Raw genomic sequence first — 11,165 nt, 5'->3', positions numbered from 1 at the left:
ATCAATATAAAAACCCCCTCTTCACTTTGAAGAGGGGGACATAATCGTTCCTCCTCTTATTATGCAAAACATTCGTTTTGCAGGTATTAGCACCGTTTCAAACATTTCGTTTGAAGGTTGCCGGGTTTCACAGGGCCTTTCCCTCCACCGCTCTCAATAAGAGTTGTCTTTATTATTTTATTTATGTAGCTAAAAGGAAATGCGTTCCCCTTTTAACAATGTTTGTTAATTTTTTAATAAATTTAGCATGCACAAAAGTAAAAGTCAATGACACTTGCGGAAAAATAAAAATTATTTAAAATAAAGTTGCAATTCAGTTATATTTTATTGTAAAGTTAAAAACATAATAAAAATTTCATACGAACATTCTTATCTAGAGAGGTAGAGGGACTGGCCCTGTGACGCCTCAGCAACCATTAACATTTTGTTAATAAGGTGCTAATTCCAGCAAATTGTGAAAGATTTGACAGATGAGAAGAAGACTCTATTCAAACCGAAAGCCTTCTTCTTAGAAGGCTTTTTTTATTTTATATTCACTTAATGTTTCAATTTAAAAAGGAGGAATTTTCACATGTCAACAATCGAAACAAAACTAGCACAAATCGGAAATCGCAGTGAAACTACAACTGGAACGGTTAATCCACCAGTTTATTTCTCAACCGCTTATCGTCACGAAGGAATTGGTAAATCTACTGGCTTTGACTATTCACGAACTGGCAATCCAACTCGCGGTCTTTTAGAACAGGCGATTGCAGACTTAGAATATGGCGAACAAGGTTATGCCTGTAGTTCAGGGATGGCGGCTGTTCTCCTCGTCCTTTCTCTATTCCGCTCTGGAGACGAACTTATTGTATCTGAAGATTTATACGGGGGAACGTATCGATTATTTTCTGAGCATGAAAAAAAGTGGAATGTTCGATGTAGATACGTAAATACACAGTCTATTAAACAAATTGAGCAAGCTATCACAACTGAAACGAAGGCTATTTTCATAGAAACTCCAACTAATCCATTAATGCAAGTTACTGATATTGCTGCTGTCGCAACTGTAGCGAAAAGGAACGGACTACTTCTTATTGTAGACAACACTTTCTACACACCTTATATACAGCAACCATTAACAGAAGGTGCTGACATTGTACTTCATAGCGCAACGAAATATTTAGGGGGACATAACGATGTACTAAGCGGGCTTGTCGTTGCAAAAGGAAAGGAACTTTGCGAGGAAATCGCTCATTATCATAATGCATCAGGTGCAGTTTTAAGCCCATTTGACTCATGGTTATTAATTCGCGGTATGAAAACGTTAGCGCTTCGCATGAGGCAACATGAAGAAAATGCGAAAGCAGTTGTTGCGTATTTAAATGATGAGGACGGGGTGACAGATGTATTTTATCCAGGAAGAGGTGGCATGATCTCATTCCGCCTTAAAGATGAAGCTTGGATTAATCCATTCTTACAATCTTTATCCTTAATTACATTTGCCGAAAGTCTTGGTGGTGTAGAAAGTTTAATGACTTATCCAGCAACGCAAACACATGCTGATATTCCTGAAGAAATTAGAACAGCAAACGGCGTATGCAATCGTCTTCTTCGATTCTCAGTTGGCATTGAAAATAGTAACGATTTAATTCAAGACTTAAAGCAAGCCATTAAACTCGTAAAAGAAGGTGTAAGAATATGAGCTATTCTATAGATACACTCTTACTACACAACCAATATAAACACGACTCGCAAACAGGCGCTGTGAACGTTCCTATTTATAATACATCAACTTTTCACCAGTTTGATGTAGATACGTTCGGAAAATATGACTATAGCAGGTCAGGAAATCCAACTCGTGAAGCTCTTGAAGATATCATTGCTTTATTAGAAGGCGGAACAAAAGGATTCGCCTTTGCATCAGGCATTGCAGCGATTTCCACTGCATTCCTCCTTCTTTCACAAGGTGATCACGTACTCATTTCAGAAGATGTGTACGGAGGCACTTACCGAGTGATAACTGAGGTACTCTCCCGTTACGGTGTTTCACATACATTTGTTGATATGACCAATTTAGAAGAAATAAAACAAAACATTAAACCAAATACAAAGCTCTTTTATGTAGAAACACCTTCTAACCCACTTTTAAAAGTGACAGATATTCGCGAGGTTTCTAAACTCGCAAAATCTATTGGCGCTCTTACTTTTGTTGATAATACATTTTTGACACCACTATTCCAAAAACCACTTGAACTTGGAGCTGATGTCGTTCTTCATAGTGCTACAAAATTTATTGCTGGTCATAGTGATGTTACTGCCGGATTAGCAGTAGTAAAAGATTCAGAACTCGCTCAAAAGCTTGGATTTTTACAAAATGCATTCGGTGCTATTTTAGGACCTCAAGATTGTTCTCTCGTACTTCGCGGTCTAAAAACATTGCATGTACGCCTCGAACATTCAGCTAAAAATGCCAATAAAATCGCACATTATTTACAAGAGCACTCTAAAGTAAAAAATGTCTATTATCCGGGATTACAAACTCATCTCGGATTTGATATTCAACAATCTCAAGCAACATCAGCTGGAGCGGTCTTATCGTTTACTTTGCAGTCAGAAGATGCACTCCGCAAATTTTTATCAAAAGTAAAATTACCTGTTTTTGCAGTTAGTTTAGGAGCTGTAGAGTCAATTCTTTCTTATCCAGCAAAAATGTCACATGCAGCACTGTCGCAAGAAGCTCGTGATAAAAGAGGAATCTCTAATTCATTACTTCGGTTATCAGTCGGTCTTGAAAATGTTAACGATTTAATATCCGATTTTGAAAATGCCCTTTCTTATGTAGAAGAACCTGTAAATGCATAGAGAAAAAGAAGATATGAGATTAGGTTTTCATATCTTCTTTTTATGCGGTTTAGTTATATTCATTTGAATTTCTTCTTTTCTTATAGTCCATAAAAAATAAAAGTATATCATCTATTTCTAAATAATGGATTAATTGATATATTAAGAAATAAAAAGGGGTGAAAATAATGGATACTTGTGCAGATATTTTAATCGTTATCGATTTACAAAATGGCGTATGTTATAGCGAGGAGCATTTATTTGATTTACAGAACTTACTAACAAAAGTAAATAAAAGAATTTCTTCATATAGAAAATTAAATAAACCAATCCTTTTTGTTCAACATTGTGATGATGATTTAGTACCCGAGAAAGAACTTTGGGCTATTCATACCGATCTAGATGTTCAAGAACAAGATTTTTTTGTAAGAAAAACACATGCAAATTCATTTTATAAAACAAACTTAAAAGAAATTTTAGATCAATTATCTGTAAATCGCATTGAATTTTGTGGCGCCCAAACAGAGTACTGTATGGATGCAACGATTAAGTTTGCCCACGGACTAGGATACGAAAACTTTATGGGACAGAAAACAACCTCTACGTTGAATAATCCTTTTATGTCCGCAAAAGAGACAATTGATTTTTATGAGAACATATGGAATCACAGATTTTTAACGTTGCTAAAAGATGAATTTTAGAATAAATGACTAATGACTTGATCATCCTAAGATTTATCAGCCGTAATCAAATATTTCATTATCACCATAAAGAAGCGAATGACATTCAGCTTCTTTTCTTTTAACCTGTTTTATATTCTATATATATCATTATAATTCCTTTGTCATATTATTTTAAAAATTTCGTATATTCATTTGAAAGAATAAGAAAATCATGATAAAATTGTGTTACAAATATATCTATATCTTTCAATTTTTAAAACGCATCGAAATTTTCACCCAAAAATGTCATTTTACAAAAACATGCTAATTTACCTATTTTATTTACATCCGGGTCTCTTTTCTTACAATTTCTTTACTTTAGGACTTTTTTTCTGCAACAACTATTTTCTTTTCTTTAAATTTTTGGTATGTATAGTATGGTATAATAGCTCACACGGAGGTGGAAAAGAACATGTTAGAAACCTTTCAAAAAGAATTAGAACTATATGAAAGTAATGCAGAATTATTAAAAGTGCTAGCTCATCCTGTTCGTTTATGTATCGTAAAAGGATTAATCGAGCGCGGTCCAAGCAACGTTTCTACAATGTATACTGGCTTAAACATGCCACAATCTACAATTTCACAGCATTTAGCAAAATTAAAAAGCGCTAAAATCGTTTCTAGTGAAAGAAAAGGATTGGAAATTTATTACAAAGTAGAGAATGAAACAATCATTCAACTCGTTCGTGTATTATTAGGTTAGGGACTAATAATCGCAGAAAAAGAACGTATTCTATATTTTTTATCTCATATCTTTAATATAAATATATATCATGAGAGGAAATATATAATACTACATAAGTCGTATTAAAAAACAAGACACAGTATATACTGTGTCTTGTTTTTTATATTGTTACATACTGATCCAAATGTAAATGTTGCATATCTTTTGTATGTATAACAACATCAAACGAACTCCCTACTCCTCCATTTAAAATCATAGAACGAACTGCTCGATTTTGTTTTTGCGTTTCAGAAAAAGGATTCGTATCTTGATGGCTCGTAAGCTGTTCTAATATCCCTGCAGCTAACAAGAACTCAGATTGTTTCTTATGCCATACTGCACTCATTCCTTGCATACTAAACATCTCCTTTAGCTCGTCCCAATGAACATGAGTAGTAAGATCCATTTCACCTGGATGCGCTAGTGGGTTACGCATTAGCTTATGCTGATAATATCCTCGCAAACTTCCTTCGCGGTGTGCTGGATGCATCCATTCTTCTTTTGTGTATCCGTAATCAACTGTAATACATATACCTTTTTGAAACCATTTCGAAATTTCTTTTATATACTCCTCCATAACAATTGGTACTTCAAAACGTTGCCCTTCAGCAATATGAATATTATATTTCAATAAATAGCGACCAATTCTTTTATTTAACGGCCTACATACTTCTGAAAGGTTTCCTTCCTCTGTATATGTAATACGTACTTCATACAATATACCATTTCTTTTCTCAATTACTTCAACAGGAAATGCATCAAACAACTCATTCGAAAAAAGAATTCCCTCGAAAGAATCTCCCATTTCACTATAGGAGGTATAGTACGATACATTAGAAAATGAGCCAAGTTGCTCCTGCTGTAATTTCCTATGAAAAGGGCTCACTTCAATCATTGAATAGTTTAAATTAATAAAGGTGTTTGGAGATAATTGCTTCCATTCTTGTAAAACATCATAGGCAAACTTCCCTGTTCCCCCACCAACCTCACAAATATTCGAAGCAACTTCACCATTTTCAACAAGACGAATAAAAAGTTTAGCAAAAGTTTTTGCAAAAACAGAGGATACATTGCTACTTGTAAAAAAATCCCCTTGTCTTCCAATCTTTTCACGTTCTTTCATATAATATCCATGCCCCTCCGTATACAATACAAGGTTCATATACGTACTATATGAAATTGAATAATCCTTTTCTTTCCCCATCCATTCTCTTAAAATGAGCTCCATTCCCATAATGACTCCTTATTGTAAAAACGGATTATTTTCTTTTTCAAAGCCAATGCTTGTTTCTGGACCATGTCCACATAACACCGCTGTTTCATCTGGTAATACAAATAATTTCTCTTCAATACTTCCAATTAATTCAGCAAAACTTCCACCAGGCAAATCTGTTCTTCCAATGCTCATTTGGAACAATACATCTCCTGAGAATACAGCATTCGCTTCTTTAGTATAATAAGAAATACTTCCTGGAGAATGTCCTGGTGTCTCAAAAATTTCAAAATTAAATGATCCAATTGTTAATGTACCTTCTGCATCAATAATATGATCCGCTGGTTTTGCTGTAATACTGCGGTTCATCATAAAAATTTGAGAGCCGTTTACAGTTGCATCTCCTAACCAATCTGCTTCTTCTTTATGTACGTACACAGGAATATGAAAAGCGTCTCTTACGGCATCAACAGCACCGATATGATCAAAGTGAGCATGTGTTAATAAAACAGCCAATGGTTTTAATTGTTTTTCTTGTAAATATGTAACGAGCTTTTCACCTTCATGACCAGGGTCAAAGATAATGCACTCTTTTTGATCGTTCATTAAAATATAAGCATTTGTTTGTAATGGGCCTAACGGCATTTGTATCCATTTCATATGAAAATCTCCTCCAGTTATTAAACTTACTTTTAATGATACAACATTTCTTTCTCTGAGGAAAAGAAAGGATGCTATCTCGACAATCATTTTTAAAACATGTACAATATAAAAGAGTAAATATTCCAAAAACTCATAATAAGAAATGGGTAGACAGAGGAGGATATTGTATGGGCCTTGTTATTATTTTTACACTTGTCACTCTGTTAGCTGTATTTGCTACGCTTAGAACACTTCGTGAAAAAAACTTTTTCGCGAGCGGCTTTGCAATTGCAACTGTACTCGTTTTCGGATGGTTTACGATCATGACTGTTCTATATAACGGGTATCCACCAGCAGCTTAATTCGTTTACACTTTATTCTTCATCGAGATTTTACACAAAAAGAGGAAGGGTTCCCCCTTCCTCTTTTCATATTTCACAACTTATATCATCTTCGCTTCGTATTTGTGCTTTTTTACAAGCCAAGCTCCTCCGATAACACCTGCATCATTACCAAGTGTTGCAATAGCTAACTTCGTGCTCTTTACAGCACGTGAGAAAGCGTATTGCTCGAAATAGCGTTGAATTGGTTCTAATAACGCATCTCCAGCTTTAGACACGCCTCCACCAATAACAATTTTCTCTGGGTTCAATGTACTAGAAAGGTTCGCTACAGCTAATCCTAAATAAGAAGCTACTTTTTCTACTACTTCACCTGCTAATTCATCACCTTGTCCAAGTGCTTCAAAGACATCTTTTGATGTAATACGTCCTTCTTCAGCTAACATAGAACGCAACATGCTCTCTTTATTAGTCTCTTGTATTTTTTGCATAGCAACACGTACAATACCTGTCGCAGATGCTACTGTTTCTAAGCAACCAGACTTCCCGCAATTACATGGGAAAGCATTTTCTGTAACGACTGTAATATGTCCAATCTCACCAGCAGCACCACTCACGCCGTGTACAATCTCACCATTGGCGATTACACCACCACCAACGCCCGTACCAAGTGTCATACAGATTAAATCTTTTGCACCTTCACCAGCACCTTTCCACATTTCACCAAGCGCTGCTAAGTTTGCATCATTATCAATAACAACAGGTAATCCTGTTTCTACTTCTAATAAATCTTTTAGCGGATAGTTTTTCCATCCTAAATTAACCGCTTCATAAATCATTCCAGACGCCACATGTACAGGACCAGGAGCTCCCATACCAATACCAATTAATTTGCTCTTCAATTCGCCTAATTCTTCTAGCTTTTTATCAATTGCTTTCGCAACATCAAGTGTAATATGTTTTCCTTGCTCACCTGTATTCGTAGGGATTTCCCACTTATGTAAAATTTCACCGTATACATTAATAAATGCTAATTTAATCGTTGTACCACCAAGGTCAACACCAACTAACCATTTCTCTTCCATGTTGCTTACCTACCTTTATCTAATTCTTATTTAGCTCTTTTTGAATTTCTTGCTTCAATAAAAATAAAGCTGTTTGATAGTCTTGTGGATCGATTAGCTGTGATTGATTTAATTCACGCAATTCATCTTGCATTAATTGTAAATCTGCAATTCGATCTCCCGTATAAATAATCGTACCAAATTTCTTTAGCAATTGCTGAATATCATAAATAGATACCATTTCATCACCCTCTATGCTCACTTACTATAAAAAATTATAATAAGAAAACGTTCACATATTTTATTATAATCAAGAAGAAAAAGTCTCGTCAATTTTTATTTGTCTATACAAGCTTATTTATAAGCAGTGTTCCTTTTTCTGTAATAATTTTTTCTATGTTTTTATCAAATGGCTCTACTGGAATGTGTTTTACCATTTGAAAATCATACGCTAATGACAGCGTTTTCCCTTTATAATGCACGAGATAACGATCATAATAGCCACCGCCGTACCCAATTCGCTCTCCTCGTTCTGTATAAGCTACGCCCGGCACAATTTGAAGATCAATTTCATCCATATTCACTTCTTCCGTAAGCCCAGGAATCGGTTCACGTAAATTCATATACACCGTTTCTAATTGATCAAAATTATTAATTTGCCGGAAGGACATCGTTCTAGTTCCTTTATTACACTTAGGAACTACAACTTTCTTTCCTTCTTCCCAAGCTTTTTCGATAATAGGATATGTATTCACTTCATTTTCCATTGAAAGAGTAATTCCAATTGTTTTAGCTTCAACCCACTCTTTTTGCGCATACAACGAAAATGCAATCTGTTCTGATAAAGTTGTATACTGTTCTTCTGATAAAGAATTCATGTGTTCTATTATTTGTTTACGTAAACGTACTTTCTCTGCTTTCACACATTCTCCCCCTTACAGTGACACTTTACTCTATGCTGATAGTGTATCACTTTTAACATAGGAATCGAATAAAAAAAAGAAACAGTAGGAAAATATTCCTACTGCTTACTTTGTTTCACGGTGTAACGTAGACTTCTTGTCACGCTTGCAATACTTTTTAAGCTCGATACGCTCAGCGTTGTTACGTTTATTTTTCTTTGAGATATAGTTACGATCTCCGCATTCTGTACATGCTAGAGTAATATTCACACGCATTCTTATTTCCCTCCAGTACTAATAACTTAAATCAGACTATACTATAATACCACTTTTAAAATAAAAATTCTACACCTTTTGATATTGTCTAATTTTTTCTATAAGATTTTTCATATTTTCCCTTGCTATTACTGGGTTTCTAGCATGTGAATACACCAAAAATTTTGGTTGTTTTGTGTCAGAAACGATATAAGACCACTCTTTTTCAGTATATTTGAACTGTACTCCTTCAAATATACCTTCTTCCTTCCTTTCTATATCATCCAATAATTTCCTCATAATTTCCCCTTTTTCATTCCATGAACATACCACTTCATCATAAAGTAAATAGAGCGGAGGTGATTGCTCTACTATGCTGAGAAACGTTTTTCCTTGCAATGCTATTAGCTCGAATAATTTTCCAATCCGATATAAAATATCTCGCTTCCACCTTACTTGAAACGACTTTCTTTCATCCTGCGTATAAAATAGAAGATAACATTCTCCTAACTTCAAAGACATTGGGTAAATATTTCCTGTCGATTCGAGTAAGAAATCTGGAATATCTACCTCTTCCAAATCTGTACCTTGGTAAATATTACTATGTTTATCGTATAACTCGAAATGATTTCCTTGCTCAGAAAACATAAGAGCCATATTCGCTTTACTTGATTTCATCAAAGCTTTCACATGATCTTTTTGTTCGCTTGCATAAATCCATGTAACTGTACAACCAAGTCTTTGCAGAAAGAGCATGAGTAAATGTTGCAACGTATCATTTCTCTTATTAATAAGAAGATGAAACTTCTGCATCTGTATTTTCTCGATATCAATATGCTCCAATATAACTTCTATATACTCATTCATAGAAACATGAACGAGCTTATTACGCCCCATTTCTTTCTCATGCACGTAATAAAACAATTCGGACATATATACTTGTTCTATCTCTTTTTGCTGCTTATACGTTAACGGCATGCCAGCTTGACCGTATAACTTTATAACAATCTCATTCTCATTCTCCACTTGAATGAAAACACCACCTGCACACTTCAACTGGTGAACACTATATTGAAAAAGTGACTCGTTCATTTCTTTACATTCCATCGTATGAATCCCTATACCATGAATAGCATGTAAAAATAAATTTTTATAAGAGGTTGTTTCTATATTTTCTTGACTTCCAATTAATATACTTTCTCCTTTTTTAAAAAGAGAACCATACGCCATCGCAATCTTCACGATAAACTGGGGAGTAATTTCAACATTCCCTCTTCCTACAATGCGGCTTTTTTGTAACCACCCTGCACTCATTTCACTCTCTTGAATACCAGCCGCTCCTACTATCGAATGACTATCAATCGCCTTATAAGGCCATAGTTTTCCTTTTTGCTTAATTACCGTACTTCTTCCGATATGACAGTGATCCGCTACAACACTTTTTTGAAACAGTGTAACATCATCTTCAACTATTGTACGCTCTCCTATTGTCGTTTCTAATAGTTCACAATACTTCCCAATGTGGGCATTTGCAAAAACAATACTTTTTTGAAGATGAGAATAATTTGAAACGATACTATTTTTCCCAATAATAGAATATGGCTCAATTACAGCTCCTGTACCAATCTTTGCTCCTTCTCCAATAAAAGAGGGGCCATGAATTTTCGTCCCTTTACCAATCGTCACCCCTTCTCCCATCCATACCATCGGTAATACTTCTGTATAAGGAATAGGTACTTGTAACTTTTTCGTTAACAAATCAAATTGTGCTTGTCGATATTGATTAAATGTGCCGATATCTAACCAATAACCTTCTGACAAATATGCGAATAACACATTTTTGTTTGCCAATAACGGAAACACATCATGACTGAAATCAAAAAATTGCCTAGGCGGTATGTAAGAAAAGATTTCTGGCTCCATAATATATATGCCTGTATTCACAACATTAGATACTACCTCATTCCAGCCCGGCTTTTCTATATATCGTGTAACCTCCTGGTCTTTATTCATTACAACCAATCCAAATGAGAGTGGATTTTCTACTTCTTTCACAAACATTGTTACCATTCTTTTCTTTTGTTCATGAAACCTAATTCCTTCTGATAATTGAAAGTCAGTTAATGCATCCCCGCTTATCACAACAAATGTTTCATCTAAAAATTGTTCTGCTTGTTTAATACTCCCTGCTGTGCCAAGCGGAGGAGAGTCTTCAAAATAATACAAGTTAACTCCCCATTTACTACCGTCACCAAAATATTGCTTAATGGTCGTACTCATATATTGAACAGTAATTGCAATTTCACGAATACCATGCTGGCGTAGTAACTCAATATTATATTCTAAAACTGGTTTTTCTAATAATGGTAACATCGGCTTTGGAGTATTACATGTTAATGGTCTAAGGCGCCTTCCTTTTCCTCCAGCTAAAATAACCCCCTTCATATACTTCAGCCTCCACTTATATAATGTTCAGTAA

General features: G+C 34.9%; 12 protein-coding genes and 2 riboswitches. Of the genes, 5 read left to right on the top strand and 7 right to left on the bottom strand.

Going from position 1 to position 11,165, the window contains the following annotated elements:
* Positions 1–53: 53 nt before the first annotated feature.
* A riboswitch (SAM riboswitch) is annotated at positions 54–163 on the bottom strand.
* A 203-nt stretch (positions 164–366) separates the two neighbouring features.
* Positions 367–477, top strand: a riboswitch (SAM riboswitch).
* 94 nt (positions 478–571) lie between these two features.
* From metI to ACTFRU_RS14925, 4 genes are all read left to right on the top strand, one after another.
* Positions 572–1,684 carry a cystathionine gamma-synthase/O-acetylhomoserine thiolyase gene (gene metI / locus ACTFRU_RS14940; protein WP_000103897.1) on the top strand — a complete coding sequence of 371 codons (1,113 nt, stop codon included), beginning with the start codon at positions 572–574 and terminating at the stop codon, positions 1,682–1,684.
* The gene (metC, locus tag ACTFRU_RS14935; RefSeq protein WP_000122299.1) at positions 1,681–2,844 is read left to right on the top strand and encodes a cystathionine beta-lyase; all 1,164 of its coding nucleotides are present in this window, start codon (positions 1,681–1,683) and stop codon (positions 2,842–2,844) included. The genes metI and metC overlap by 4 nt, the downstream gene beginning before the upstream one ends.
* Positions 2,845–3,011: 167 nt before the next feature.
* Positions 3,012–3,524 carry a cysteine hydrolase family protein gene (locus ACTFRU_RS14930; protein ID WP_000379157.1) on the top strand — a complete coding sequence of 171 codons (513 nt, stop codon included), beginning with the start codon at positions 3,012–3,014 and terminating at the stop codon, positions 3,522–3,524.
* Positions 3,525–3,957: 433 nt separating this feature from the next.
* Positions 3,958–4,248 (top strand): ArsR/SmtB family transcription factor, encoded by a 291-nt coding sequence (locus ACTFRU_RS14925; protein ID WP_000894377.1) that lies wholly within the window; start codon positions 3,958–3,960, stop codon positions 4,246–4,248.
* Between the two features lie 142 nt (positions 4,249–4,390).
* Here ACTFRU_RS14925 and ACTFRU_RS14920 read toward each other — a convergent pair whose 3' ends face one another.
* Positions 4,391–5,503, bottom strand: a complete 1,113-nt coding sequence (locus tag ACTFRU_RS14920) for a class I SAM-dependent methyltransferase (RefSeq protein ID WP_000525152.1) — start codon at positions 5,501–5,503, stop codon at positions 4,391–4,393.
* A 9-nt stretch (positions 5,504–5,512) separates the two neighbouring features.
* Complete coding sequence (locus tag ACTFRU_RS14915) at positions 5,513–6,142, bottom strand: MBL fold metallo-hydrolase (protein ID WP_000871236.1); 630 nt, start codon at positions 6,140–6,142, stop codon at positions 5,513–5,515.
* 170 nt (positions 6,143–6,312) lie between these two features.
* On the opposite strand from ACTFRU_RS14915, the gene ACTFRU_RS14910 reads away from it, so the two are divergent.
* Positions 6,313–6,486 (top strand): DUF2759 domain-containing protein, encoded by a 174-nt coding sequence (locus tag ACTFRU_RS14910; protein WP_000524852.1) that lies wholly within the window; start codon positions 6,313–6,315, stop codon positions 6,484–6,486.
* An 80-nt stretch (positions 6,487–6,566) separates the two neighbouring features.
* On the opposite strand, the gene glcK is transcribed toward ACTFRU_RS14910, so the two are convergent.
* From glcK to ACTFRU_RS14885, 5 genes are all read right to left on the bottom strand, one after another.
* On the bottom strand, positions 6,567–7,550 hold the full coding sequence (gene glcK / locus ACTFRU_RS14905; protein WP_000391701.1) for a glucokinase: 984 nt from the start codon (positions 7,548–7,550) through the stop codon (positions 6,567–6,569).
* A 19-nt stretch (positions 7,551–7,569) separates the two neighbouring features.
* A complete protein-coding gene (locus ACTFRU_RS14900; RefSeq protein ID WP_000253699.1) occupies positions 7,570–7,770 on the bottom strand; it encodes a YqgQ family protein in 201 nt (66 codons plus the stop codon).
* Between the two features lie 103 nt (positions 7,771–7,873).
* Positions 7,874–8,452 (bottom strand): 5-formyltetrahydrofolate cyclo-ligase, encoded by a 579-nt coding sequence (locus tag ACTFRU_RS14895; protein WP_000642750.1) that lies wholly within the window; start codon positions 8,450–8,452, stop codon positions 7,874–7,876.
* 105 nt (positions 8,453–8,557) lie between these two features.
* The gene (gene rpmG, locus ACTFRU_RS14890) at positions 8,558–8,707 is read right to left on the bottom strand and encodes a 50S ribosomal protein L33 (RefSeq protein WP_001265616.1); all 150 of its coding nucleotides are present in this window, start codon (positions 8,705–8,707) and stop codon (positions 8,558–8,560) included.
* A 69-nt stretch (positions 8,708–8,776) separates the two neighbouring features.
* Positions 8,777–11,131 carry a sugar phosphate nucleotidyltransferase gene (locus tag ACTFRU_RS14885; RefSeq protein WP_440037703.1) on the bottom strand — a complete coding sequence of 785 codons (2,355 nt, stop codon included), beginning with the start codon at positions 11,129–11,131 and terminating at the stop codon, positions 8,777–8,779.
* Positions 11,132–11,165 lie beyond the last annotated feature (34 nt).

This window comes from Bacillus cereus group sp. MYBK220-1 (assembly GCF_051916445.1).
Classification (GTDB): domain Bacteria; phylum Bacillota; class Bacilli; order Bacillales; family Bacillaceae_G; genus Bacillus_A; species Bacillus_A cereus.
This window is presented reverse-complemented; position numbering and strand designations above follow the sequence as displayed.

Excerpts from the sequence above, each read along its gene's own strand:
- metI (WP_000103897.1), top strand. The coding sequence starts at position 572 with ATGTCAACAATCGAAACAAAACTAGCACAAATCGGAAATCGCAGTGAA.
- metC (WP_000122299.1), top strand. The coding sequence starts at position 1,681 with ATGAGCTATTCTATAGATACACTCTTACTACACAACCAATATAAACAC.
- ACTFRU_RS14930 (WP_000379157.1), top strand. The coding sequence starts at position 3,012 with ATGGATACTTGTGCAGATATTTTAATCGTTATCGATTTACAAAATGGC.
- ACTFRU_RS14925 (WP_000894377.1), top strand. The coding sequence starts at position 3,958 with ATGTTAGAAACCTTTCAAAAAGAATTAGAACTATATGAAAGTAATGCA.
- ACTFRU_RS14920 (WP_000525152.1), bottom strand. The coding sequence starts at position 5,503 with ATGGGAATGGAGCTCATTTTAAGAGAATGGATGGGGAAAGAAAAGGAT.
- ACTFRU_RS14915 (WP_000871236.1), bottom strand. The coding sequence starts at position 6,142 with ATGAAATGGATACAAATGCCGTTAGGCCCATTACAAACAAATGCTTAT.
- ACTFRU_RS14910 (WP_000524852.1), top strand. The coding sequence starts at position 6,313 with ATGGGCCTTGTTATTATTTTTACACTTGTCACTCTGTTAGCTGTATTT.
- glcK (WP_000391701.1), bottom strand. The coding sequence starts at position 7,550 with ATGGAAGAGAAATGGTTAGTTGGTGTTGACCTTGGTGGTACAACGATT.
- ACTFRU_RS14900 (WP_000253699.1), bottom strand. The coding sequence starts at position 7,770 with ATGGTATCTATTTATGATATTCAGCAATTGCTAAAGAAATTTGGTACG.
- rpmG (WP_001265616.1), bottom strand. The coding sequence starts at position 8,707 with ATGCGTGTGAATATTACTCTAGCATGTACAGAATGCGGAGATCGTAAC.
- ACTFRU_RS14885 (WP_440037703.1), bottom strand. The coding sequence starts at position 11,131 with ATGAAGGGGGTTATTTTAGCTGGAGGAAAAGGAAGGCGCCTTAGACCA.